Annotated in this window: 22 protein-coding genes; 18 read left to right on the top strand and 4 right to left on the bottom strand. The window is 72.8% G+C overall.

The features are described 5' to 3' along the window. Nucleotides 1–34 precede the first annotated feature (34 nt). Both ACWDRR_RS13250 and ACWDRR_RS13245 read left to right on the top strand, forming a co-directional pair. Nucleotides 35–1,099 (top strand): ABC transporter ATP-binding protein, encoded by a 1,065-nt coding sequence (locus ACWDRR_RS13250; protein ID WP_449772275.1) that lies wholly within the window; start codon nucleotides 35–37, stop codon nucleotides 1,097–1,099. Nucleotides 1,100–1,339: 240 nt separating this feature from the next. Beyond that, on the top strand, nucleotides 1,340–1,999 hold the full coding sequence (locus ACWDRR_RS13245; RefSeq protein ID WP_449772274.1) for a trimeric intracellular cation channel family protein: 660 nt from the start codon (nucleotides 1,340–1,342) through the stop codon (nucleotides 1,997–1,999). Here ACWDRR_RS13245 and ACWDRR_RS13240 read toward each other — a convergent pair. Continuing rightward, nucleotides 1,935–2,693, bottom strand: a complete 759-nt coding sequence (locus ACWDRR_RS13240; RefSeq protein WP_449772273.1) for an IclR family transcriptional regulator — start codon at nucleotides 2,691–2,693, stop codon at nucleotides 1,935–1,937. The two genes, ACWDRR_RS13245 and ACWDRR_RS13240, sit on opposite strands and share 65 nt — an antisense overlap. A gap of 261 nt (nucleotides 2,694–2,954) precedes the next feature. Between ACWDRR_RS13240 and ACWDRR_RS13235 the strand changes: the two genes are divergently transcribed. Together ACWDRR_RS13235 and mnmA are read left to right on the top strand one after the other, a co-directional pair. Next, entirely contained in the window at nucleotides 2,955–4,139 is a 1,185-nt protein-coding gene (locus ACWDRR_RS13235; protein ID WP_449772272.1) for a cysteine desulfurase family protein, read from the top strand. Nucleotides 4,140–4,186: 47 nt separating this feature from the next. Continuing rightward, nucleotides 4,187–5,323 carry a tRNA 2-thiouridine(34) synthase MnmA gene (gene mnmA, locus ACWDRR_RS13230; RefSeq protein ID WP_449772271.1) on the top strand — a complete coding sequence of 379 codons (1,137 nt, stop codon included), beginning with the start codon at nucleotides 4,187–4,189 and terminating at the stop codon, nucleotides 5,321–5,323. A gap of 54 nt (nucleotides 5,324–5,377) precedes the next feature. Here mnmA and ACWDRR_RS13225 read toward each other — a convergent pair whose 3' ends face one another. The 3 genes from ACWDRR_RS13225 to ACWDRR_RS13215 all read right to left on the bottom strand — a co-directional run bounded on the left by ACWDRR_RS13225 (nucleotide 5,378) and on the right by ACWDRR_RS13215 (nucleotide 7,506). Continuing rightward, nucleotides 5,378–6,556, bottom strand: coding sequence for a methyltransferase domain-containing protein (locus ACWDRR_RS13225; RefSeq protein ID WP_449772270.1), 1,179 nt, complete (start codon nucleotides 6,554–6,556; stop codon nucleotides 5,378–5,380). A gap of 361 nt (nucleotides 6,557–6,917) precedes the next feature. Further along, a complete protein-coding gene (locus ACWDRR_RS13220; RefSeq protein WP_449772269.1) occupies nucleotides 6,918–7,046 on the bottom strand; it encodes a hypothetical protein in 129 nt (42 codons plus the stop codon). Next, on the bottom strand, nucleotides 7,027–7,506 hold the full coding sequence (locus tag ACWDRR_RS13215) for an ATP-binding protein (RefSeq protein WP_449772268.1): 480 nt from the start codon (nucleotides 7,504–7,506) through the stop codon (nucleotides 7,027–7,029). Before ACWDRR_RS13215 ends, ACWDRR_RS13220 begins: the two co-directional genes overlap by 20 nt. 277 nt (nucleotides 7,507–7,783) lie before the next feature. Here ACWDRR_RS13215 and ACWDRR_RS13210 point away from each other — a divergent pair, with 277 nt between their 5' ends. The 14 genes from ACWDRR_RS13210 (at nucleotide 7,784) to ACWDRR_RS13145 (ending at nucleotide 25,080) form a co-directional block, all read left to right on the top strand. Then, nucleotides 7,784–8,974: a hypothetical protein gene (locus ACWDRR_RS13210; RefSeq protein WP_449772267.1), complete on the top strand. Its 1,191-nt coding sequence runs from the start codon at nucleotides 7,784–7,786 to the stop codon at nucleotides 8,972–8,974. Beyond that, entirely contained in the window at nucleotides 8,971–9,510 is a 540-nt protein-coding gene (locus tag ACWDRR_RS13205) for a GNAT family N-acetyltransferase (protein WP_449772266.1), read from the top strand. The genes ACWDRR_RS13210 and ACWDRR_RS13205 overlap by 4 nt, the downstream gene beginning before the upstream one ends. Before the next feature lie 244 nt (nucleotides 9,511–9,754). Further along, the gene (locus tag ACWDRR_RS13200) at nucleotides 9,755–10,783 is read left to right on the top strand and encodes a hypothetical protein (protein ID WP_449772265.1); all 1,029 of its coding nucleotides are present in this window, start codon (nucleotides 9,755–9,757) and stop codon (nucleotides 10,781–10,783) included. A 113-nt stretch (nucleotides 10,784–10,896) separates the two neighbouring features. Then, nucleotides 10,897–11,421, top strand: a complete 525-nt coding sequence (locus ACWDRR_RS13195; protein WP_449772264.1) for an LOG family protein — start codon at nucleotides 10,897–10,899, stop codon at nucleotides 11,419–11,421. 13 nt (nucleotides 11,422–11,434) lie between these two features. Beyond that, complete coding sequence (locus ACWDRR_RS13190; RefSeq protein ID WP_449772263.1) at nucleotides 11,435–12,124, top strand: SDR family oxidoreductase; 690 nt, start codon at nucleotides 11,435–11,437, stop codon at nucleotides 12,122–12,124. A 104-nt stretch (nucleotides 12,125–12,228) separates the two neighbouring features. Beyond that, complete coding sequence (locus ACWDRR_RS13185; protein ID WP_449772262.1) at nucleotides 12,229–13,239, top strand: methionine synthase; 1,011 nt, start codon at nucleotides 12,229–12,231, stop codon at nucleotides 13,237–13,239. 24 nt (nucleotides 13,240–13,263) lie between these two features. After that, a complete protein-coding gene (gene ligA, locus ACWDRR_RS13180; protein ID WP_449772388.1) occupies nucleotides 13,264–15,549 on the top strand; it encodes an NAD-dependent DNA ligase LigA in 2,286 nt (761 codons plus the stop codon). Between the two features lie 309 nt (nucleotides 15,550–15,858). Then, entirely contained in the window at nucleotides 15,859–17,619 is a 1,761-nt protein-coding gene (locus ACWDRR_RS13175; protein WP_449772261.1) for a putative bifunctional diguanylate cyclase/phosphodiesterase, read from the top strand. Nucleotides 17,620–17,837: 218 nt separating this feature from the next. After that, the gene (gatC, locus tag ACWDRR_RS13170) at nucleotides 17,838–18,134 is read left to right on the top strand and encodes an Asp-tRNA(Asn)/Glu-tRNA(Gln) amidotransferase subunit GatC (protein WP_035797834.1); all 297 of its coding nucleotides are present in this window, start codon (nucleotides 17,838–17,840) and stop codon (nucleotides 18,132–18,134) included. A gap of 4 nt (nucleotides 18,135–18,138) precedes the next feature. Then, nucleotides 18,139–19,632 carry an Asp-tRNA(Asn)/Glu-tRNA(Gln) amidotransferase subunit GatA gene (gene gatA / locus ACWDRR_RS13165; protein ID WP_449772260.1) on the top strand — a complete coding sequence of 498 codons (1,494 nt, stop codon included), beginning with the start codon at nucleotides 18,139–18,141 and terminating at the stop codon, nucleotides 19,630–19,632. Next, on the top strand, nucleotides 19,629–19,868 hold the full coding sequence (locus ACWDRR_RS13160; protein WP_449772259.1) for a hypothetical protein: 240 nt from the start codon (nucleotides 19,629–19,631) through the stop codon (nucleotides 19,866–19,868). The genes gatA and ACWDRR_RS13160 overlap by 4 nt, the downstream gene beginning before the upstream one ends. A gap of 78 nt (nucleotides 19,869–19,946) precedes the next feature. Next, nucleotides 19,947–21,458, top strand: a complete 1,512-nt coding sequence (gene gatB / locus ACWDRR_RS13155; protein ID WP_449772258.1) for an Asp-tRNA(Asn)/Glu-tRNA(Gln) amidotransferase subunit GatB — start codon at nucleotides 19,947–19,949, stop codon at nucleotides 21,456–21,458. 293 nt (nucleotides 21,459–21,751) lie between these two features. Further along, complete coding sequence (locus ACWDRR_RS13150; protein ID WP_449772257.1) at nucleotides 21,752–21,910, top strand: hypothetical protein; 159 nt, start codon at nucleotides 21,752–21,754, stop codon at nucleotides 21,908–21,910. A 131-nt stretch (nucleotides 21,911–22,041) separates the two neighbouring features. After that, a complete protein-coding gene (locus tag ACWDRR_RS13145; RefSeq protein ID WP_449772256.1) occupies nucleotides 22,042–25,080 on the top strand; it encodes a helix-turn-helix transcriptional regulator in 3,039 nt (1,012 codons plus the stop codon). Nucleotides 25,081–25,082 lie beyond the last annotated feature (2 nt).

Here is a 25,082-nt window from a genome sequence, read left to right as displayed (position 1 = left end):
GCCCGGTTTCGTACCACCATTCTGGAGAGAACCGATGACGGACACTCAGGCGGCGGCCCGCGAGCCCGAGAAGAAGGTGCCCGCACCCACGCCCGCCACCGACCGCGAGCCGCTGCTCCGGGTGACCGGTCTGACCCGGCACTTCCCGATCAAGGGCGGCCTGCTGCGCCGCAACACCGGGGCCGTGCGGGCCGTCGACGGCATCGACTTCACGGTCAATGCGGGGGAGACCCTGGGCGTCGTCGGCGAGTCCGGCTGCGGCAAGTCGACGATGGGCCGGCTGGTCACCCGCCTCGACGAACCCACCGCCGGGAAGATCGAGTTCGAGGGCACCGACATCACCCACCTGAGCGCGGGTGCGATGCGGCCGCTCCGCCGCGACATCCAGATGATCTTCCAGGACCCGTACTCCTCGCTGAACCCCCGGCACACCGTCGGCACCATCGTCGGCGCGCCGTTCCGGCTGCAGAAGGTGCAGACCGAGGGCGGGGTCAAGAAGGCCGTCCAGGAGCTGCTGGAGCTGTGCGGGCTCAGCCCCGAGCACTACAACCGCTACCCGCACGAGTTCTCCGGCGGCCAGCGCCAGCGCATCGGCATCGCCCGGGCCCTCGCCCTGCGGCCCAAGATGGTCGTCGCCGACGAGCCGGTCTCCGCGCTCGACGTCTCCATCCAGGCGCAGGTGGTCAACCTGCTGGACGACCTCCAGCGCGAGCTGGGCCTGACCTACCTGATCATCGCGCACGACCTCTCGGTGGTCCGGCACGTCTCGGACCGGGTCGCGGTGATGTACCTCGGCAAGGTCGTCGAGATCGCCGACCGGGACTCGCTCTACGCGGCCCCGATGCACCCGTACACCACCGCGCTGATGTCCGCGGTGCCGGTGCCCGACCCGCGCCGCCGGCAGCAGGGCGGGCGCGACCGGATCCTGCTCAAGGGCGACGTGCCCTCCCCGATCAACCCGCCGTCCGGCTGCCGGTTCCGCACCCGCTGCTGGAAGGCCCAGGACGTCTGCGCGGCCCAGGAGCCGCCGCTGGTCGCCCTGAAGACCGGGCACCAGGTGGCCTGCCACTTCCCGGAGCGCAGCGAGGGGAACGACTAGAGGGGCCCGGAGAACGCTCCGGAGAGCGGCGGCCACGGCGACAAGGTGCTCGCCACGGCGTGCCGCGCCGGTGCCGCGAGGGCGCGGCCGCTGCCCCCGGGCGGCGGCCGCGCCCCGTCGCGTGTCGGCGGTGCTTCGCCGTGCGGCGGCCGTGTGACCGGGTGTCGCGGAACGTGACGGCCGGTGGCGTGCGCGTGACGTTCGGCCGGGGCGGGTGCCCGGTGGGTCCATAGTTGTCCGGTGACATCGCAGATCTTCCCCTCCGACGTGCAGCAGAGCCTGGACCTGGTCGGCATCTTCGTCTTCGCCCTCTCCGGAGGGCTGCTGGCCGTGCGCAAGAACATGGACATCTTCGGAATCTGTGTGCTGGCGGAGGTGACCGCGCTGGGTGGCGGGGTCATGCGCGACCTCGTCATCGGGGCCACCCCGGTGGCGGCCTTCTCCAACCTCGGGTACTTCAGCACACCGCTGGTGGCCGGCCTGGTGGTGTTCTTCCTGCACCCCGAGGTCGAGCGGATCAACCGCGCGGTGCAGACCCTGGACGCGCTCGGCCTCGGGCTCTTCTGCGTCACCGGGACGGCCAAGGCGCACGACTACGGCCTCGGCGCGGTGGCCGCGATGGCGCTCGGCATGGTGACGGCGGCCGGCGGCGGCGTGATGCGCGACATGCTCGCCGGGGAGATCCCCTCGCTGCTGCGCTGGGACCGGGAGATCTACGCCGTCCCGGCCCTGGTCGGCTCCGCGCTGGTGGTGGTGCTGATCGGCCTCGACCGGCTGACCGCGCTCACCGGGACGGCGGCCGCGCTGACCGCCTTCGTGCTGCGGATGCTCGCCCTCAAGTACGGCTGGCGCGCACCGCGGGCCTGGCACCGCAACGGTTCTCGCACCAGCGAGGAGTAGGCGAGCCCCCGTACGCCAGCGAGATCGCCTCGGCGGTGCAGAGCAGCTCGGGCAGCAGCCGGACCAGCTCGACCGGCGGCACCCGGTCGGTCGGGGCGCTGACCGCGCAGGCCGCGATCGGCCGCCCGGCGCTGCCGGCCACCGGGGCGGCCACGCAGGCCACCGCCTCGCGGTGCTCGGCCGACTCGGCCGCCCAGCCCTGGCGGCGGACGGTGGCCAGCTCGGCGGGCAGCTCGTCCTCGCCGGTGCCGTCCTCGGGCAGGCCGGCCAGCAGCACCCGGCCGATCGCGGTGCCGGCCGCCGGGGCGCGCCGCCCGATCCGGGTCGGCCGGGCGGCGTCGCTCCCCGGCCAGCGGCCGGCCAGCTCGTCCAGGTAGAGGACCTCGCCGTCCTGCAGGACGGCCAGCTGGACGGTCAGCCCGCAGCGCCGGTTGAGGGCGGCCAGGTAGGGCGCGGCGATCTGACGGACGTCGATCTCCTCCAGCGCCCGGTGGGCGAGCGAGAGGACGCGCCCGCCGAGCCGGTAGCGGCGGTCGGACTGGCGGTGGACGAAGCCGTGCTCCTCCAGCGTGCGCAGCAGGCGCAGCGCGGTGGACTTGTGCACACCGATGCTGGTCGCGGCCTGGTCGAGGGTGACCGGGCCGTCGCCGAGGGACCCGAGGAGGGTGAGGGCGCGGTCGACCGACTGCGACATTGCGCCCCCAGGGGTGGTCCGGTCCGGCCGATTGCAGTGGCCGACAGGCTAACCGTTCGCCCCGGTGGCAGACCAACGAGCCCCGGTCGTCCGGGCTCGGCGGCCGCCCGGGCCGCACGTCGGGTGGCGGGCGGGCGGCCGTCGGGTGGCAGGCAGATGGCGGACGGTTGGCCGGAACGGGGCGTTTGCGGGCGGTGCGCGGTGTCCGGATCCCTCCGGTGGCCCGAGCGCCGTGCGGTGGCCCTCTACAATCGGATGGTTATGCCATACCTGGACCATGCGGCGACCACGCCGATGCTGCCCGAGGCGATCGCCGCGATGACCGCGCACCTGGGGGTCGTCGGCAACGCCTCCTCCCTGCACGCGTCCGGCCGCCGGGCCCGCCGCGTGGTCGAGGAGTCCCGCGAGTCGCTGGCGGAGTCGCTGGGCGCCCGCCCCAGTGAGATCGTCCTCACCGGCGGCGGCACCGAGTCCGACAACCTGGCCGTCAAGGGCCTGTACTGGGCCCGACGGGGGGCCGACCCGGCCCGGACGCGGGTGCTGTGCAGTCCGGTCGAGCACCACGCGGTGCTGGACGCGGTGCACTGGCTCTCCGAGCACGAGGGCGCCCGGGTCGACTACCTGCCGGTGGACGGCTACGGCCGGGTCCACCCGGCGGCGCTGCGCGAGGCGATCGAACGCGACCCGGCCTCGGTCGCGCTGGTCACCGTGATGTGGGCCAACAACGAGGTCGGCACCGTCCAGCCGGTCACCGAACTCGCCGCGGTGGCGGCCGAGTTCGGCATCCCGATGCATGCCGACGCGGTCCAGGCGCTCGGTCAGGTACCGGTCTCCTTCGCGGAGTCCGGGCTCACCGCACTCACCGTCACCGGCCACAAGGTCGGCGGCCCGTACGGCATCGGCGCACTGCTGCTGTCGCGCGGCGCCACGCCCGTGCCGCTGCTGCACGGCGGCGGCCAGGAGCGCGACGTCCGCTCCGGCACGCTGGACGCTCCGGCCACCGCGGGCTTCGCGGCCGCCGCGGCGCTCGCGGTCGAGCGGCGGGACGAGCACGCGGCCGTGCTCGGCGCGCTGCGGGACGAACTGGTCGCCTCGGTGCTGGCCGGCGTCCCGGACGCGGTGCTCAACGGCGACCCGACGACGCAGGGGCGGCTGCCCGCCAACGCGCACTTCTCCTTCCCCGGCTGCGAGGGCGACGCGCTGCTGATGCTGCTCGACGCCCAGGGCATCGAGTGCTCGACCGGCTCGGCCTGCTCGGCGGGGGTGCCGCAGCCCAGCCACGTCCTGCTGGCGATGGGCGTCGACCCGCTGCTGGCCCGCGCCTCGCTGCGGTTCTCGCTCGGCCACACCTCCACCCGGGAGGACGTCACCGCGCTCGCCGGGGCCATCGCACCGGTGGTCCAGCGCGCCCGCAACGCGGGACTGGCGGCGGCCGCGAGGCGCTGAATATCCCGGTCGTGAGTCAGCCGTGACCACGTACTCTTGTTGGCATCATGACTGACTTCCCCGGTGCCCCGACCGCCCCGTCCACTGGCCGCCTGCGTGTGCTCGCGGCGATGTCCGGCGGGGTGGACTCCGCCGTCGCCGCCGCCCGTGCCGCCGAAGCCGGCCACGAGGTGACGGGCGTGCACCTGGCGCTCTCGGCCAACCCGCAGTCCTTCCGCACCGGCGCCCGCGGCTGCTGCACCATCGAGGACTCCCGCGACGCCCGCCGGGCGGCCGACGTGATCGGCATCCCGTTCTACGTCTGGGACCTCGCCGAGCGGTTCCGCGAGGACGTCATCGACGACTTCGTCGCCGAGTACGCGGCCGGCCGCACCCCCAACCCCTGCCTGCGCTGCAACGAGAAGATCAAGTTCGCCGCGCTGCTGGACAAGGCGATCGCGCTCGGCTTCGACGCCGTCTGCACCGGCCACTACGCCCGGATCGTCGACCTGCCCTCCGGCGAGCGCCAGCTGCACCGCGCCGTCGACGCCGCCAAGGACCAGTCCTACGTGCTCGGCGTGCTCGACGCCGACCAGCTCGCCCACTCGCTCTTCCCGCTCGGTGACACCACCAAGGACGTCATCCGCGAGGAGGCCGAGCGCCGCGGCCTGGCCGTCGCCAAGAAGCCGGACAGCCACGACATCTGCTTCATCGCGGACGGCGACACCCAGGGCTTCCTGGCCAAGCACCTCGGCACCGCCACCGGCGACATCGTCGACGCGGACGGCACCAAGCTCGGCGAGCACGACGGTGCCTACGGGTTCACCATCGGCCAGCGCAAGGGCCTGCGGATCGGCCGCCCCGCCGCCGACGGCAAGCCGCGCTACGTCCTCGACATCTCACCGGTGAACAACACCGTCACCGTCGGCCCGGTCGAGGGCCTGGACGTGACGGCCCTGACCGCGATCCGCCCGCGCTGGTGCGGCACCGAGGCGCTCGCCGACGGCCGCTACACCGCCCAGCTCCGCGCCCACGGCGAGGAGGTCCCGGTCACCGCCTCGGTCGTCGACGGCGAGCTGCACGTCGCCCTGGACACCGCGGTGCGCGGCATCGCCCCCGGCCAGGCCGTGGTCCTCTACGACGGCACCCGCGTCGTCGGCTCCGCCACCATCGCGACCACGGAGCGCCCGGCGGTCCGCGCGTAGCCTCCGGCCTTCGGGGCCCGGCCGTCCGGGCCGGACGGCCGGGCCCGGTGTGTGTCACGCGCGCTGCGGAACGGGACGGTCCGGGGAGTCCAGCCAGACGCGCTGACCGTCCGGGGTGACGGTCAGGCCGAACCGCTCGTACTCGGGGCGGCCCTGGTCGGTCCACCATCGGTAGGTGGCGGCCACCTCGTCCCACAGCCGGCGGGGGCCGGACTGGTACACCTCGAACTCCGTGCGCCCCCGCTCGTAGTCGGCGGAGGCCCACGACAGGGTGTCCCGGCTGTAGAGCCACAGCGTGTAGGCGCCGTCCTCGTAGCGCTCCGCCCTCCAGAACGCGCCGGGTACGCCGGACCCGATGAGGAACTGCTCGAACCACCCGCCCGTGTCCGGAGGGGCGAGGGCGGTCGCGCTCCTCACCCCGTCGGCGGGCCACTCCCGGCCGCGCAGGTAGTCCCCGAAGGGCGGCCGGTCCGTGCGCTGCTGGCGCAGCCGCATGAATGCCGAACTCCGGGTGAACCTGCCGCTCGCGCCGGACCCGTCGTCGTTCACGGTCAGCCGGACGATCTGCTCGCCGCCGTACTCGGTGCCGAACGGGGCGACGACGATCCCGCCGGGGGCCGTCTGCTCCAGCCACGCCGGAGGGATCTCCAGCAGGGAGCACGTGGCGATGACCCGATCGTACGGAGCACCGTCCGCCCACCCCGCCCGCCCGTCGCCCTCGACCACGGTCGGCCCGAGCCCGGCCCGCGCCAGGTTCTCCCGGGCACCGCGAGCAACGTCCGGGTCGTACTCGACGGTCACGACGTTGGGATCACCCAGGCGGTGGGCCAGCAGGCCGGCGTTCCACCCGGTGCCGGCGCCGATCTCCAACACCCTGTCGCCCGGGCGCACGTCCAGGTCCCGGAGCATCGAGAACACCATGGTCGGCATGGAGTTGGACGAGCTCGGAGTGGTGCCGAGTCCGTCCCCCTCGTGGTCCCCGTCGTCCCACTGCGTGGTCAGCGGGATGTCCGAGTACACCGCCCTTCGCCATGCCTCGGGGTCCTGCGACCGGGATACCACCGGGTTCTGCCCGGTGCCGTCCGCGATGCCCGGCCAGATGCGGTCCGGGACGAACAGCTCACGGGGGACCGCCTCGAAGGAGGGGAACCAGTCAGAGGAGAGCGCGCCGCCGGCCACCAGCGCGGAGGCGAGCCCCAGGGGGCCCGCCTCCTTGTGCGTCTCGCCGGTCACTTGCCGCCGCCGCCCGCCGGGGCCGAACCGTCCGAGGTGTTCCCGCCCTCGTCCGAACCGCCGCCGTGCCTGGCGCCCTTGTTGCTGTCGTCCTGCCGGCCGCCGCGCTTGCCCATGTCCGTACCTCCGTGCTGGTGGGGCCGGCGGGCGGGTGCCCGCCGGGTGTTGTCCGGCCGCCTCTCGCATCCTCCAGGAGGTATGCCGGGCGGCAGCTCCGCGTGGGCGCGTGACCGCCCGCGCGGATGCCTCCGCTGTCACCGCGGGCTGCCTCGTCCCGGCAGCGGGAGCCGGTGGGGTACCGCTCGTTGCCCGGTTGACCTGCCCGTGCCGACGCCGGCCCGGCGTCGGCACGGGCAGGAGGTCAACGGGTCAGCACGAGTGCGGCGGCGACGAGGTGGAACAGGGCCGCCGCTGATACGGCGCAGGCGGTCCAGACCCGGAGGGGTTCGAGGGCCTCGCGGGCATGCTGGTCATCGAGCGACGTCGGCATGGACGACCTTGCCGAACGGCTCGACCGTGACTCCCCAGCGCCCGCCGGTGAGCTGATGGACGAGCGCGAGCCCACGGTGGCACTCGTCGTCGTCGGCGGCGCGGAGGAGGACGGGCAGGCACCGCGAGCCGTCCCGCACCGAGATCCGCACGGTCGCATCGGCGATGAGGGTGACGGTGACGGTCATATGCCGATGACACCCGGTCTTCGCCGCGTTGGTCACCAGCTCGCTGGTGACCAACGCGGCGGTGTCGATCAGGTGGAGCAGCCCCCACCCCGTCAGCACCTCGCGGACCAGCCGCCGAGCCCGGCCCACCGATTCGGGCTGGTAGGGCAGGCACAAGACTGCCGATTCGGTCAGCTCGCCGACGGGCGGCTCGGTGATGGCAGTCACCGGAGGGCGGAGCAGTTGCTTGTGGTCGCAGCCCGTGTGAGCCGACAACATGGTGGGTCGAGGCAAGGTCACTCCCACGGGTGGTTTGGCGGATCTCTCGCTGTTGGTTGATGCGCTGGCGAGGTACTCCTAGTTCACCGTTCCGGGAGGGCCCGTGGGTCGATCGGGACCGGACGTTCCACCGGACGTTTGGCGCATGCGGGGCCTTACTCGGTGGGAGGGTGTCCTGGTCGTACGTTTGCAGAGGGGGTCTGAGTCAGTGCTGCCATTAGCCGATCAACGAAGAGTCGCCGGATACACCCAAGAGGCGTTTGTTACGGCGTTCTCGGACATGGCGCGGCGCATGGGCGTTGACGCAGCAGTGAGCGTGCGCCAACTCCGTCGGTGGGAGTCGCTCGATCCGCCCCTGCCGCAACCCGGGCAACAGGCCGTACTGGAAGCACTTTTGGGTGTCCCACTTGCCGAACTCGGTTTCACCGTCCCGTTGGAGCGGGTTCACAGCACCCCGAAGTGCGGGCATCAGGAAGGCGTGTTGCACCGTCGACAGTTCGTCGTAGATGTCGGTGCCCTGCTCGGCGCCTCCGCCCTCCCAGCTTCGCGGACCGGTCGGCGCATCGGTTCGATCGACGTTCGGGCCTTCCAGTCGGACATTTCCGGGCTGTATGCCATTGATCATTCGCGCGGCGGCCGGGTTGCTCGGCAGGCTGCCACGCGCGTGCTGAGGAGCATAGAGAAGGTCATGACCGATGGGGTGTACCTTGCCCCAGTCGGGCGTGAGCTCCACGGCCTCGCTGGAACGTTGCACTCTCACCTCGGATGGATCGAGTTCGACGCGGGGAGGACGGCGGCGGCCCGTGTAGCGTGCGTCGAGGCGCTGGCCTCGGCCCGTCTGGTGGACGATCCGCTGCTGGAGGTTCGGGCGCTCGACAGTCTCTCCCTGCTCGCGGTTGAGCAGAAACGCCCTTGGGAAGCGGTCGCGGCGGCGGCCGCCGCCGGGGCGATCGCCCAGGTGCACGGCGGGCCGAGAGTGAAATCAGTGGTCGCGCTGCGGCAGGCTCGGGCGCTTTCATCGGCAGGTGACCATCCGGGGGCCCGGCGGGCCCTATCGCAGGCTCTGACGTGGCAAGACAGGTCCGATAGGGACACCAACGCACCACCGTGGACGGCGTTTGCCGGTCAGGTCGAGGTGGACTACGCGACGGCCGCGTGGCATGTGGAGACCGGGCACCAGGCGTACGCGGTCCCGTTTCTTCGGGCTGCCGTCGACCGGCTCGGTCCAACGTACAGCCGAAACGCGGCACTGTACCGGGCGCGGTTGGCCGAGGTGCTGATGAAGGTGGGCGAGGTCGAGGAAGCCTGTGCACAGGTGGTTGCCAGCGCCAATGCCGCACAAGGGATGGCTTCGGCTCGGCTCGCTGACCGGCTGCGTACGGTGGCAGCCTCGGCCGCAGGTGTGGACACAGCGGTGGCGCGGGACTGTGTCGAGGAGCTCAGGGTGCTCGGTGTGACGGTGCGAAAGCGGAGGACGGTGTGACGGTGACTGTTCGGCTTCTTCATGGCAAGCAAACAGCCGAGCTTGAGCCGCAGTTGAAGGAGGTATTCGCGGAGGCGTTCGCGGAGCCCCCGTACGGGGAGGGGCCGGCCGACGTGGAGCGGGCGTTCCGTCGGTTCCGCTCGCAGGTTCGTCGGCGCGGCTTCCGAGCTGCTGTCGCCTTCGACGGCGACACCGTAGTGGGTATGGCGTACGGCTACCCGCTGTCGGCGAGCACCGGATGGTGGAACACGCTGACTGATCCCGTGCCCGACCATCTCAGGCGGGAGGACGGGAAGCGGACGTTCGGGCTCTTCGAGTTGGCGGTTCGGCCCGGGTGGCGCCGGCAGGGTGTCGCCACCCGGATGCACCGCACCCTTGTCGAGGGTCTCGACAATGCCCGGGTGATGCTGAACAGCCGACCGCAGGCCGCAGCGGCTCAGGCGTCCTACCGAGCATGGGGCTACCGGAGGGTCGGCTCAGCGATCCCCTGGGAGGGGGCGGCCCGGCACGACGTGATGGTTCTCGACCTCGTCTGAATCCTCAGTGGAGCCTGCGGTTCCCGTCCGCACGCGCGAGCACTCACCGCAGTGAATCCATGACTGTCTGTCAAATCTGCTGCTCGCTTGGCATAAACTGCAATGGCCACCGCCCAGTCGGGCGGTGGCCATTTCCACGCGTACGCCTACAACTTGGCGGTTCCGGCGCACGCGTCTACCAACCTCGGCCAGTATGCCAGCCGTGCTGTCTTCCGGCTCGCATATCGGCCACGAAAGGCTGAACGTGCACGTCGTCACGACCGAGGCTCCAGCCCTCGCCCGTCCTACCGGCACCCCGCCCGCGAACGAGTTCCGGATCCGGGTCGGGCAGTGGATGCAGAGCGTCCCGACCGGTGGGCCCTGGAAGTCCCTCGGGCCGTCCTTCGTCCTCTTCCTCCTGCACTCCGCGCAGAAGGCCGACGCGGACGGGACCAACCTCCACTGCCCGCCGTCCAACCTCTGGTTCTCCCGCGCCTGCCGGGTCTCCAAGGACTCCGTTCCCGGCTTCTACCGCGCCGCCGAGGCGGCCGGAGTCATGACCCTGGTCCACGGCCCCTCCGGCGTCCGGGTGCGCGGCTACGCCGTCACCCTGCCCCTGGGCGGCGTCCCCGACTGGGACGCCGCCCTCGCCGTCCTGCGCGCCGACGCCCGGCGCGTCAAGCAGGAGCTGCTTCGCTGCGCCGCCGACAAGCCCGCACGTGCGGAATCCGTGAGGTCCGCACGTGCGGTGCTGCCGCAGCAGCGCTGCGGTGAGCGGAAGTCCGCAGGTGCGGAGCCGTTCGACTCCGCACGTACGGGCTCGACGCTCCGCACGTGCGGACACAACCAGGAAGTCCCCTACCAGGACAGGCAGATGGTTGCTGTTGTGGTGACAGCCACCACTCCGCGCGCGGGCGAAGCGCCCGCGCCGCCGCCCGGCCCCTCGCACTGGGAGCGGCTGACCGGGCACCTGCCGCCCGACCTCCAGCGGGCCGCCCGCGCCGTCCCGGAGGACGACCTGCTGCGCCGGGTCACGGCCATGGCCGTCGAGGCCGGCTGGGCCTCCCCGGGTTGGCTCGCCGCCCGCCTGGCGTCCCACCGGCCGGCGAACGCCCCCGACGCCGCCCCTGCGGACCGCCTCGCCGCAGGTCTGGTCGCCGTCCTGGGTGTCCTCTCGGACCGACATGCCCAGGTGGGCCTGGGCTCGTATCCTCCTGCCCATGAATCACCACACCGGGACGCCCCGGTCGACGCCGCTCCACTCGGTGTCCGTCGCGGGAGCGGTCGTCCGTGAGGACGGCCGGAGCTTGGACTGACCCTTTGAGCTTGCCGGCCCGCGCCTGCTCGGTCGGCGGCGGGTAATGCCGGTGAGGAGGATCCCCGCGGCGTGATAGACCGGGGAGCACTATGAACATCACTGTCTTCTGCTCCGCGTTCTCGCTCGACGAGCGCTACACCGCCCCCGCCGCCGACTTCGCCCGACTGCTCGGGGAGGGCGGGCACACCCTGGTGTGGGGCGGCTCGCACGCCGGGCTGATGGGGCTGCTCGCCGACGGGGTGAAGGCGGCCGGGGGCCGGCTGGTGGGTATCTCCGTCGAGCTGCTCCGGCACAAGGCGTACGAGGGCGCCGACGAGCTGATCACCACCGCCGACCTGGCCGAGCGCAAGGCGCAGCTGCTGATGCGCGCGGACGCGGTCGTCGTGCTGGTCGGCGGCCTGGGCACGCTGGACGAGGTCACCGAGGTGCTGGAGCTGAAGAAGCACGCGCTGCACGACAAGCCGGTGATCGTCCTGGACACCGAGGGCTTCTACGCGGGCCTGCGCACCCAGCTGGAGCGGATGGACGCGGAGGGCTTCCTGCCGCGCCCGCTCGGCGAGCTGATCACCTTCGCCGACACTCCGGCCCAGGTCTTCGCACAGCTGAAGGCCTGAGAGGATCACGGCCATGGCTGCACATCTGATCACCGGCGCGGGTTCCGGCATCGGCGCCGTCCTCGCCGAGCGCCTCGCCGACCGCGGGGACGACCTCTGGCTGCTGGCCCGCGACGCCCGCCGCGCCGCCGAACTGCGCGAGCGCTTCCCCGGCGCGCAGACCCTGGTCGGCGACCTGGGCACCCCGGCCAAGCTCTCCTGGGCCTTCGGCCACCAGGCGCTGCCGGCCGAACTGGACTCGCTGCTGCACGTCGCGGGCGTCGTCGAACTCGGCCAGGTCGGCGAACTGCCGGTCAAGGCCTGGCAGGACACCCTGAACGTCAACCTGGTCGCGCCCGCCGAGCTGACCCGCCTGCTGCTGCCCTCGCTGCGGCTGGTCAAGGGCCACGTCGTCTTCGTGAACTCCGGCGCGGGCCTGCGGGCCAGTGCCGAGTGGTCGGCGTACGCGGCGAGCAAGCACGGCCTGAAGGCGCTCGCCGACTCGCTGCGCCAGGAGGAGCACGCCAACGGCGTCCGGGTCACGTCCGTCTACCCGGGGCGCACCGCCACCGCGATGCAGGTGAAGGTGCACCAGCAGGAGGGCAAGGCGTACGACGCCGAGCGCTGGATCGACCCGGAGTCCGTGGTGAAGGCGATCCTGACCGCCCTCGACGTCCCGCGCGACGCCGAGATCACCGACATCACCGTCCGCCCGGGCGGCTGAGCCCCCGGAGTCCCCGGAGCCCCCTGAGGTCCGGAGCCCCTGCGCTCCCGAGCGGGAAGTCGGCCGGTCCGACTTCCCGCTCGCCGCGCACTAGGCTCGGTCGGGTGAGCAACGGACCCTCTTTCCCCGACCTGCGTGGCGCTGCCACCGGTGTCGGATCGCTGCCCGGCACCGACGCGCGGGAGGCCGCCAGGACCTCCACCGGCGCGCTGGAGCAGCTGCCGTTCCTGCCCGAACTGCCCGCCCGCGGGCCGGGCGCCGACATGATCGGGCGCAGCGCCGGCCTGCTGGTCGAGCTGTTCGCACAGACCGAGCCCAGCGGTTGGCGCTTCGCCGACCGCCCCGGCCGCGACACCCGGCGGGCCCGCGCCTGGCTCGGCGAGGACCTCGACGCGCTGGAGGAGTTCACCCAGGGCTACCAGGGCGCGCTCAAGGTCCAGGCCGTCGGGCCGTGGACGCTGGCCGCCTCGATCGAGCTGAAGTACGGCGAGAAGGCGCTCGCCGACCGCGGCGCCTGCCGGGACATCGCTGGCTCGCTCACCGAGGGGCTGCGCCGCCACCTCGACGACGTCCGCCGCCGGATCCCGGGTGCGGAGGTCGTGCTCCAGCTCGACGAGCCCTCGCTGCCCGCCGTGCTGACCGGTGGGGTGAAGACCGCCAGCGGCTTCCAGCGGCTGCGTTCGGTCGACCGCCAGGTCGCCGAGGAGGCACTGCGCGAGGTGATCCGCAGTGTCGACGTGCCGGTGGTGGTGCACTGCTGCGCGCCGGCCGTGCCGCTCCCGCTGCTGCGCCGGGCCGGGGTGGTCGGAGTCTCCCTGGACTTCTCGCTGTTGACGGAGCGTGAGGACGAGGAGCTCGGCGAGGCGATCGAGGCGGGCACCGTGATCCTCGCCGGTGTCGTCCCGTCCACTGACCAGGGAGTGTCGGACCCGGCCGGTAGTGTCCAGGGTGTCAGGACGTTGTGGCGCAGGCTCGGGTTCGCCCCGGAGCTGCTGGGCCGCCGTGTGCTGGTGACGCCGACCTGCGGGCTGGCCGGGGCCTCTCCGTCCTATGCGCGCACGGCGCTGTCACACAGCGTGAAGGCGGGCCAGAGCCTGGTGGACAACCCGGAATGAGAAGGTAACGGAGGGCTTGCGGTGGTGGCTGTCGAGGGCTGGGAGGACGTTCCGGCGGAGGTGCGCAGGCGGCACGCCGAGCTGTCGGCCGAGATCGAGGACCACCGGGCCCGTTACTACGGGCAGGACGCGCCGGTCGTCAGCGACGCCGAGTTCGACGCCCTGATGCGCGAGCTGGAGGGGCTGGAGGCCGAGCACCCGGCGCTGGTCACGCCGGAGTCGCCCACCCAGCGGGTCGGCGGCGCGCCCACCGAGCTGTTCGCCCCGGTCGAGCACCGGGAGCGGCTGCTCAGCCTGGACAACGCGATGGACGACGACGAGCTGGCCGCCTGGGCCGAGCGCGTCGCCGCCGAGCTGGCCGGCATCGACTACCACTACCTCTGCGAGCTCAAGGTGGACGGCCTGGCCGTCAACCTCACCTACGAGAACGGTCAGTTGGTGCAGGCGGCGACCCGCGGCGACGGCCGGGTCGGCGAGGACATCACCGCCAACGTCCGCACCATCAAGGAGATCCCGCACCGGCTCAAGGGCGAGGACATCCCCGAGCTGGTGGAGATCCGGGGCGAGGTCTACTTCCCGACCGACGCCTTCGAGGCGCTCAACGCCTCCTTCGCCGAGGAGAACGAGCGCCGCCGGGTGGAGAACGAGGAGCGGGCCAAGGAGGGCAAGCGCCCCCGGGCGATGATCCGGCTCTTCATGAACCCGCGCAACGCCGCCGCCGGCTCGCTGCGCCAGAAGGACCCGCTGGTCACCGCCTCCCGGCCGCTGCACATGGTGGTGCACGGCATCGGTGCGCGGGTCGGCTTCGACATCGACAACCAGTCGCACGCCTACCGGCTGCTGCACGACTGGGGCCTGCCCACCGCCCGGCACAACAAGGTGGTGCGGACCCTCGACGAGGTCCGCGCCTTCGTCAAGCACTTCGGCGAGCAGCGGCACTCGGTCGAGCACGAGATCGACGGCGTGGTCGTCAAGGTGGACGAGATCGCCCTGCAGGGCCGGCTCGGCGCCACCTCGAAGTCCCCGCGCTGGGCGATCGCCTGGAAGTACCCGCCGGAGGAGGTCACCGGCAAGCTGGCCGAGATCAAGATCGGCATCGGGCGGACCGGCCGGGCGACGCCGTACGCGGTGCTGGCCGAGCCGGTCAAGGTGGCCGGTTCGATGGTCCAGTACGCGACGCTGCACAACCAGGACGTGGTGAAGGCCAAGGACGTCATGCTGGGCGACACCGTGGTGCTGCGCAAGGCCGGTGACGTCATCCCGGAGATCCTCGGCCCGGTCTACGACCTGCGGGACGGTACCGAGGTGCCGTTCGTGATGCCCTCGCACTGCCCGGAGTGCGGTGAGGAGCTGCGGCCGATGGCCGAGGGGGACATCGACCTGCGCTGCCCCAACGCGCAGTTCTGCCCGGCCCAGATCCGCGAGCGGATCGCCTTCCTCGGCGGCCGCTCGGCGCTGGACATCGAGGGCCTGGGCTACGTCGCGGCGACGGCGCTGACCCAGCCGCTGGCTCCGGCCGCGGCGCCGGTGGGGAACGAGGGCGACGTCTTCGGCCTGACGGTGGAGCAGCTGCTGCCGATCAAGGTGCTGGTGCGCGACCAGAAGACCGGCATGCCCAAGCTCGACGACGAGACCGGCGAGGAGAAGGAGGTGTTCTTCTTCGCCACCACCACCGGGGCGCCGAAGAAGAACACCGGGCTGATGCTCGACAACATCGAGAAGGCCAAGGACCGCCCGCTCTGGCGCTTCCTCAACGGCCTCTCGATCCGGCACGTGGGCCCGGTCGCGGCGCAGGACCTGGCCAGGGAGTTCCGCGACCTGGACGCGATCTTCGCGGCGAGCGAGGAGCGGCTGGCCGCGACCGACGGGGTCGGCACGGGCACCGCGCGGTCGATCATCGAGTGGTACCAGGTGGACTGGCACCGGGAGATCGTGGAGAAGTGGCGCGCGGCCGGGGTCCGCTTCACCGAGGAGGCCACCGAGGAGGAGGGCGAGCGTCCGCTGGAGGGGCTGACCGTCGTGGTCACCGGCACGCTGGCCGGGCACACCCGGGACGGCGCCAAGGAGGCGCTGACCTCGCGCGGAGCGAAGGTGACCGGATCGGTGTCGAAGAAGACCGATTTCGTGGTCGCCGGTGACAATCCGGGGTCCAAATACGACAAGGCCGTTCAGCTCGGGCTGCCGGTCCTGGACGACGACGGCTTCACGGTGCTGCTGGAGCAGGGGCCGGAGGCGGCGCGCAGGCGCCTGGGCCTGCCCGAACCGGAGGCCGCCGCCGAGGCCGTCGAGCAGGCGCCGGCCGAAGGGTGACCCGAACGCGGAGCCATTGAGTCCGTCTTGTTATCGTCCTGATGCAACGTCACCGGGTGCCGCGCGGTGAAAGCGGGCATTGTGTCACTGTGCGGCACCCGAACGCGGTGGCGCGCTCCCGGTTGTCCGAAAGTCTGCCCGCCGGGTGGACCCCGGAATACCCTGGAGCGCAACAGAGTGTCAGCAGGGGTGGGGGCACCGGCTGAGCCGGTCTCCGCGGGGTCGCTCATGCCCGGCAGCTGCCGGCACCGGTACGGTGCCTCACCGTAAGGCGGCCTGACGGGGCGGGCCCGACGGAGGACAGGGCTTATGGATCGTACGACCGGCGGTGCGCCCACACGCCCGCCGCAGGGGGTGGCGGGTGCGGTCCTGCTGCTCGGCGTCCTGCTGGCCGGCGCCGCACCGCTCATCCCGCTGGCCGTCCTGGTCTACCGCTACGAGCCCGAGCTGCTGCCGCTGTTCGCGGTGCCGTTGGCCGTGCTGGTCGCGGCCTGGCGGATCGCCCGGGACCGGGCCCGCGACCAGCTCACCGACCCGCTGACGGACCTGCCCAACCGTCAGGCCCTGTTACTGGCCGCCCAGGAGGCCATCGCCGAGCACGAGCAGGGGTACAGCGTCGGCCTCATCCTGCTCGACCTCGACCGGTTCCGGTCGCTCAACGACACGCTCGGCCACACCGCCGGCGACCGGCTGCTGGTGCACATCGCCCGCCGGCTGCACCGGGCCCTGCGCTCCGGCGCGTCCGGCGGCGCCGGCCGGGAGTCGATCGACGACGTCTTCGCCGGGATGCCCCGGGACTACCGGCGCGGCCGCCCGATGGTGGCCCGGATGGGCGGCGACGAGTTCGCCGTCCTGCTGCCCGGGGTCGGCTGCCCCAACACCCTGGAGCGGGTCGCCAAGGCGCTGATCGCCGAGCTGGCCGCACCGATCCGCCTCGACGGGCTGCTGCTCGTCCTGGAGGCCAGCGCCGGCGTCTGCGTCTACCCGCAGCACGCCCAGGACGCCGAGTCGCTGCTGCGCCGCGCCGACGTGGCGATGGGCCACGCCCAGCGCGGCTGCACCTCCGTCGAGCAGTACGACGAGGCCCAGGACGCCGACACGCCGTACCGGATCGGGCTGCTGGGCGACCTGCGGCGGGCCCTGGAGACCGGTGAGGTGCAGCTGCACTACCAGCCCAAGGTGGCCTTCGACGGCCGGGTGGTCGGGCTGGAGGCGCTGCTGCGCTGGGAGCGGCCCGGCCAGGGCAAGGTCTCGCCGGACGAGTTCGTCGGGCTCGCCGAGTCCAGCGGCCTGATGCCCCGGCTGACCGACTACGTGCTGGAGGCGGCCGTCGGCCAGCTCGCCTCCTGGCGCGAGCAGGGCCTCCAGGTGCAGGTCGCGGTGAACGTCTCGCCGCGCGACGTGCTGAACCCCGGCTTCGCCCAGCGGGTCGCCGGGCACCTGGTCCGCCACCAGGTGCCGGCCCACGCGCTCCAGCTGGAGATCACCGAGCGGCTGCTGCTGGACGACTCCCGGCGGGCCGCCGACACCCTGGCCGAGCTGCGCGGCTACGGCGTGGGGATGTCCCTGGACGACTTCGGCACCGGCCACTCCTCGCTGGTGCGGCTGCGCAGCCTGCCGGTCGGCGAGCTGAAGATCGACCGCTCCTTCGTCTCCCGGATGGTCGCCGACGACCACGACGCGGCCGTGGTCCGCTGCTCGGTGGAGCTCGCCCACTCGCTGGGCCTGACCGTGGTGGCCGAGGGCGTGGAGGACGACGAGACCTGGGAGCGGCTGCACCGGATGGGCGTGGACGCCGTCCAGGGCTGGCTGGTCTCCGCGGCCCTGCCGGCCGAGCAGGCCACCGCCTGGCTCCGGGTGCACCGCACCGGCGCCCCGCCGGTCGAGCGGCTCACCGCGGCCGCGCAACTGCCGCCGGTGATCCAGCCGGTGATCAAGCCCGTCATCCAGCCGGCGCTGCCGCCGGCCATCCCGCCGGTGCTGCCGCCGGTGGTCCAGGCGGTGCAGGCGGCCCAGATGGAGATCCAGGCCCCGAGCACGCCGAGGTGGGCCCCGACGAGCCCGCAATAGGGGGTCGGAGGCCGTCGCCGGCCCGGTCCCGCCGCGGGGCCCGGCCGCAGTAACCGGCCCCCGGGGTCACTCGTTGGCCGGTGGCCGGGCCGGGCCCCATAGGATGGGGCCCACAGACCAAGAGGACGGGAGCGCCGAGCCGGCTGCTCCTGCCCGGGCCCGGCACCGCCTGACCGCAGCGCCGGGTCTCACCAGAACTCACCCTTGAGGATCGCTGCATGCCTGGCATCACGCGCGAGGAGGTCGCCCACCTCGCTCGGCTGTCGCGTCTTGAGTTGCAGGCCGAAGAGCTGGACCACTTCGCCGAGCAGCTCGACGTGATCATCGGCGCGGTCGCCCGCGTTTCCGAGGTCGCCGGACAGGACGTCCCGCCGACCTCCCACCCGCTCCCGCTGACCAACGTCATGCGTGCGGACGAGGTGCGACCGTCGCTCACCCCGGAGCAGGCGCTGTCCGGCGCCCCCGCCGCCGAGGAGCAGCGTTTCCGTGTGCCGCAGATCCTCGGGGAGGACTGACCCAATGACCGACCTGATTCGCTACACCGCGGCCGAGACCGCGAGCGCCATCGCCAAGGGCGAGGTCTCCGCCGTCGAGGTCGCCCAGGCGCACCTGGACCGCATCGGGGCCGTCGACAAGAAGGTCAACGCCTTCCTGCACGTCGACACCGAGGGCGCGCTGAGCGCCGCCAGGGCCGTGGACGAGAAGCGCGCCAAGGGCGAGGAGCTGGGCCCGCTGGCCGGCGTCCCGCTCGCGCTGAAGGACGTCTTCACCACCAAGGGCGTGCCGACCACCTGCGGGTCCAAGATCCTCGAGGGCTGGATCCCGCCGTACGACGCCACCCTGACCACGCGTCTCAAGGACGCCGGCGTGGTGATCCTCGGCAAGACCAACATGGACGAGTTCGCGATGGGCTCCTCCACCGAGAACTCCGCCTACGGCGCCACCGGCAACCCGTGGGACCTCAGCCGCATCCCCGGCGGCTCCGGCGGTGGCTCGGCCGCCGCGCTGGCCGCCTTCGAGGCCCCGCTGGCGATCGGCACCGACACCGGCGGCTCGATCCGCCAGCCCGGCGCCGTCACCGGCACCGTCGGCGTGAAGCCCACCTACGGGTCGGTCTCCCGCTACGGCCTGGTCGCCTTCTCCTCCTCGCTGGACCAGGGCGGCCCGTGCGCCCGCACCGTGCTCGACGCGGCGCTGCTGCACGAGGCGATCGCCGGCCACGACCCGCTGGACTCCACCTCGATCGACGCGCCCGTGCCGGCCGTGGTCGAGGCCGCCAAGCTGCGCGACGTGCGCGGCATGCGGATCGGCGTGGTCAAGGAGTTCGCCGGCGAGGGCTACCAGGCCGGCGTCATGCAGCGGTTCAACGAGTCCGTCGAGCTGCTGCGCGAGCTGGGCGCGGAGGTCGTCGAGGTCTCCTGCCCGTCGTTCACCCTGGCGCTGCCCGCGTACTACCTGATCGCGCCCAGCGAGGCCTCGTCCAACCTGGCCCGCTTCGACGCGATGCGCTACGGCCTGCGGGTCGGCGACGACGGCACCCGCTCGGCCGAGGACGTCACCGCCCTCACCCGCGAGGCCGGCTTCGGCCCCGAGGTGAAGCGCCGGATCATCCTCGGCACCTACGCCCTCTCCTCGGGCTACTACGACGCCTACTACGGCTCGGCCCAGAAGGTCCGCACGCTCATCTCGCGCGACTTCGACGCCGCCTTCGCGGGCGTGGACGTGCTGGTCTCCCCGACCACCCCGACCACCGCCTTCCCGATCGGCGAGCGCGCCGACGACCCGATGGCGATGTACCTGGCCGACCTCTGCACGATTCCGTCGAACCTCGCGGGCAACGCGGCCATGTCGCTGCCCTGCGGGCTGGCGCCGGAGGACAATCTCCCGGTCGGCCTGCAGATCATCGCACCCGCGATGGCGGACGACCGCCTGTACCGCGTGGGCGGCGCCGTCGAGGCCGCACTCAACGACAAGTGGGGGCACACCCTGCTGGAGGAGGCACCGGCACTGTGAGCAAGATCGAGAAGGCCAAGGGCTTCAAGCACAGCAAGCCCGGCCTGTGGCTGTCCATCGGTACCAGCGCGTTCGGTGCGATCTCGATCGCCAAGGACGTGAGGAAGGCCCGCGGCGATAACGACACGCTCAAGCTGATCAACGCCCTGGTCGGTGCCGCGGCCCTGGTCACCGGCACCGCCCTGCTGGTGCGCGAGCTGCGCCGGCTGGGCGACGACGACGTGCTGCTGGGCTGAGAAAGCCCTCGGCCCGGCCGCGCACCACCGTGCGCGGCCGGGCCCGTACCTCCACAGACTTTTAGCGAAGGGGACGCTGTGAGCGTCATGAACCTGGTCTCCTACGAGGACGCTCTCGCGTCGTACGACCCGGTGATGGGCCTTGAGGTCCACGTCGAGCTGGGCACCAAGACCAAGATGTTCTGCGGTTGCTCGACCGAGCTGGGCGCCGAGCCGAACAGCCAGGTCTGCCCGACCTGTCTCGGCCTGCCGGGCTCGCTGCCGGTGGTCAACGCCATCGGCGTGGAGTCGGCGATCAAGATCGGCCTGGCGCTGAACTGCGAGATCGCCGAGTGGTGCCGGTTCGCCCGGAAGAACTACTTCTACCCGGACATGCCGAAGAACTTCCAGACCTCGCAGTACGACGAGCCGATCGCCTTCAACGGCTACCTCGACGTGCAGCTGGAGGACGGCTCGACCTTCCGCGTGGAGATCGAGCGCGCCCACATGGAGGAGGACACCGGCAAGTCCAGCCACGTCGGCGGCGCGACCGGCCGGATCCACGGCGCCACGCACTCGCTGCTCGACTACAACCGGGCCGGCATCCCGCTGATCGAGATCGTCACCAAGCCGATCGAGGGCGCCGGTGAGCGCGCCCCCGAGGTGGCCAAGGCGTACGTCGCCGAGCTGCGCGAGCTGATCAAGGCGCTGGGCGTCTCCGAGGCCCGGATGGACAAGGGCCAGATGCGCTGCGACGTCAACCTGTCGCTGCGCCCCAACGGCACCGAGAAGTTCGGCACCCGCTCCGAGACCAAGAACGTCAACTCGCTGCGCAGCGTCGAGCGGGCCGCCCGGTTCGAGATCCAGCGGCACGCCACGGTGCTGGGCGACGGCGGCACGATCGTCCAGGAGACCCGGCACTTCCACGAGGAGGACGGCAGCACCACCGCCGGCCGGATCAAGGACAACGCCGAGGACTACCGCTACTTCCCCGAGCCGGACCTGGTGCCGATCGCGCCGTCCCGCGCCTGGGTGGAGGAGCTGCGCGCCGGGCTGCCCGAGCTGCCGCGGGTGCGCCGGGCCCGGCTGCAGGCCGAGTGGGGCCTGAGCGACAAGGACATGCAGTCGGTGCTGAACGCCGGCGCGGTCGAGCCGATCCTGGAGACCATCGCCGCCGGCGCCCCCGCCGACCAGGCCCGCAAGTGGTGGATGGGCGAGCTGGCCCGCCGGGCCAACGAGACCGGCACCGAGCTGAGCGAGCAGCCGATCACCCCGGCGCAGGTCGCCCGGGTCACCGCGCTGGTCGCCGAGGGCAAGCTGAACGACAAGCTGGCCCGCCAGGTCATCGAGGCCGTGCTGGCCGGCGAGGGCGAGCCGGACGAGGTCGTCGAGAAGCGCGGCCTGGCCGTCGTCTCGGACGACTCCGCGCTCGGTGCCGCCGTCGACGAGGCCATCGCCGGCAACGAGGCGATCGCCGCCAAGATCCGCGACGGCAAGGTCGCCGCGGTGGGCGCGCTGGTCGGCGCGGTCATGAAGGCCACCCGCGGCCAGGCCGACGCGGCCCGGGTGAAGGACCTCATCCTGGAGCGCCTCGGCGTGGAGGGACAGTAGGCACAGCCTGGAGCGCCTCGGCGCTTCGAGGGCAGAGGCACAGCCTGGAGAAGCTCGGCGCCGACCGGAGACGGCCAGGGATTCCAAGGCGTCTAAGGCTTTCTAAGGTGCCTTAGTTCGGTCAGGGCCCGGATTCACCCCCTAAGTGGGGTGGATCCGGGCCTTTGCCGTGTCCGGCGGCCGTTCCTAAGGCGCCGGCCGCCCGGAACATCGGGCAAGGTGCCGATGTGGCGGACCCCCCTGGGAGAGGAGTCTTTACCTCAGAACGAGAGACCACCACGAGGGGAAACACCGTGTTCGAGTACGAGCTCATCCAGCAGCAGGTACGGGAACTCCACGCCCAGGCCGACCACGAGCGCCTGGTCCGCGAGGCCAAGGCCGGCCGCCGCGGCGTGCGCCGGCTGCCCGCCATCCGCTTCGAGCGGCGCACCGCGCGTCTGAACGAGTGCTGACGGTCCGACACCCGGCCGAGGCCGGGGTGGAGATGGAAGGGGAGGTGCGATCCAGCGCCTCCCCTTCCGGGCGTCCGGAGGGCGGGATAACCGATCGGCCCGGCCCGGCCGGTTATGGCATGCTCGCCTCCATGCAGCAGATATCGGTGAGTCCCGTCTTCGTCGGCCGCGGCAACGAGATCACCGAACTGACAGCGGCGCTGCGCCGGGCCGGGGAGGGGAAGCCGCAGACCGTCCTGGTCGGCGGCGAGGCGGGCGTCGGCAAGACCCGGCTGCTGGAGGAGTTCCTCGGCCAGTCCTGCGCGGACGCGGGCGTGGTCACCACGATCGGCGGCTGTCTGGAGGTCGGCGCCGAGGGGCTGCCGTACGCGCCGCTGGCCACCGCGCTGCGCCGGCTGCACCGGGGGCTGGGCGCCGAACTGGAGGCCGCCGCCGCCGGCAGCGAGGGGCATCTGGCCCGGCTGCTGCCCGACTTCGGCGAGGCCGACGGCGAACCCAACGACGAGTACGGCCGGGCCCGGCTGTTCGAGCACACCGCGAGGCTGTTCGAGCGACTCGGCACGGACCGTACCCTCGTGCTCGCCGTCGAGGACCTGCACTGGTCCGACCGCTCGACCCGGGAGCTCCTCGCCTACCTGGTCCGCACCCTGCACCGGGCCCGCGTGCTGCTGGTCGCCACCTACCGCACCGACGACCTGCACCGCCGCCACCCGCTGCGGCCCTTCCTCGCCGAGCTGGAGCGGCTGCGCACCGTCCAGCGGATGGAGCTGGACCGGTTCGGCCCGGGGGAGGTGGCCGAGCAGCTGGCCGGCATCCTCGGCACCGCCGACCCCGACCACCAGCTGGTCGACCGGATCCACCGCCGCTCCGAGGGCAATCCGTTCTTCGTCGAGGAGCTCGCCACCGCCTTCCAGTCCGGCTGCTCGGCCGGCCTCACCGACTCGCTGCGGGACATCCTGCTGGTCCGGGTCGAGGCGCTGGACGAGGAGACCCAGCGGGTGCTGCGGATCGCGGCCGAGGGCGGTTCCTACGTCGAACACGCGCTGCTGGCCGCGGTGCTGGACGACGAGGAGGAGCTGATCGAGTCGCTGCGCACGGCCGTCGGCGCCAACATCCTGCGCCCGGACACCGACGGCGACGGCTACCGGTTCCGGCACGCCCTCGTCCGGGAGGCGGTCTCGGACGACCTGCTGCCCGGCGAGCGGCACCGGATCAACCGCCGCTTCGCCACCGCCCTGGAGCAGCAGCCGCACCTGGTCGGCTGCGACGTCCGGCCGGCCCGGCTGGCCAACTACTGGTACCACGCGCACGATCCGGCCCGGGCCCTGCCGACGGCCCTGGAGGCCGCCCGGGCCGCCCGCCGGCGCAACGCCTTCGCCGAGCAGCTGCGGATGCTGGAGCGCGCCCTGGAGCTGTGGGACGAGGTCTCCGAGGACGTCCTGGCGCACACCCTGCGCCCCTACGACTGGGCCGAGACCTACCCGCCCTGCTCCTGCGACGTGGCGACGCACGACGCGGACTGCGAGCGGCTGCAACTGGTCGACGTCCTCGCCGAGGCGGTGGTCGCGGCCCGCCGCAGCGGCGACCGCGAGCGCGGGCTGAGCCTCTCCCGGCGGGCGCTGAAGCTGGTCGACGAGGCCAGGGACCCGGCCCGGGCCGCCTGGTTCCGGATGAACCGGGCCCGGATGTTCGGTCACCTCAACCGCTCCAAGGACCAGGACGAGGCGGCCTACGCCCGGCGGCTGGTCGAGCACCTGCCGCCGTCCGCCGTCCAGGCCGAGGTGTTCGCGCTGAGCGCCGGCATCGCCATGCTCAACAGCCCCACCGAGGAGAGCGTCGAACTCGCCGAGCGGGCCGCGGCGATCGCCCGCCAGGTCGGGGCGCACGCCGTCGAGCAGCACGCCCGGATGACGCTCGGCACCCTGCGCAACGACCTGGGGAACGACCCCGAGGCCGCCATCGCCGAGCTGACCGCGGCGCTCGCCGCCACCCGCGAACTCGGCGTCCCGGACCTCATGCTCCGCGGCCTCAACAACCTGGCCAGCCTGCTGCAGACGCTCGGCCGTGCGGAGGAGGCCGTGGCGCTCGCCCGCGAGGGCCTGGAGACGGCGGACGGCACCGGCCTGCTGCGCAACATCGGCACCCTGCTGCTCGGCAACCTCGCCGAGGCGCTGCTCGACCTCGGCCGCACCGAGGAGGCGGCCGAGCTGCTGGCCGGCGCCGAGCGGACCCAGTACCCGGGCAGCCACGCCGAGTTCCTCGACCGGCTGCGGGGCGAGCTGGCCCTGCTGCGCGGGGACCTCTCCTCGGCGGCCGGCATGCTGGCCCAGGCGCGGGCCACGGACCGGGTCTGCCAGTTCCAGCACTCGGTACCGATCTCCCGGCTCGCGGTGCGGATCGCCGCCCGCGGCGGGCGCCCGCTGGACGCCCGGGCCGAACTGCTCGCCGTGATCGAGGGGCCGGTGCCCCCGGGGAACGAGGCCGCCCTCTACCCGCTGCTGGTGGACGGGGCCGCGGCCGAGGCCGACAGCCGGGGCCTGCCGGAGGCCGTCCCGGGCCGGGCCGGGGTGCTGGCCCGGATCGCCGAGGTGGCCGCCCTGCTGGCCCCCAAGGCGCCGCTGCACCACGGCTGGGCGCGCCTGCTGGAGGCCGAACTGGCCCGGGCCGAGGGCCTGGACACCCCGGCGCAGTGGACCGCCGCCGTCGAGGCGCTGCGCCCGACCGGGCTGCCCGGCCCGCTGGGGGCGGCGCTGCTGCGGGCCGGCGAGGCCGAGGTGCTGGCCGGCGACCGGGAGGCGGGGGCCGCCCTGCTCCGCGAGGCGCGGAAGCTGGCCCGGGCGCGGTCGGACACCGCGCTGCTGGCCGAGATCACCGGCCTGGCCGAGCGGGCCGGCCTGGCGCTCACCGCCCGGGTCGCGGCGCCCGCCGGCCCGGTCCCGGTCGGCGACTCCTTCGGCCTCACCCCCCGTGAGCGGGACGTGCTCCGGTTGCTCGCCCGGGGCCGCACCAACCGGCAGATCGCGGAGGAGCTGTACATCTCGCCGAAGACCGCGAGCGTGCACGTCTCCAACATCCTCGGCAAGCTGGCGGTGACCGGCCGCGGCGAGGCCGGCGCGCTGGCACACCGGCTGCGGCTCTTCCCGGACGATCTGGCGCCGGCCGGCCGCTGACC

Source organism: Kitasatospora sp. NPDC003701 (assembly GCF_053587085.1).
This window is presented reverse-complemented; position numbering and strand designations above follow the sequence as displayed.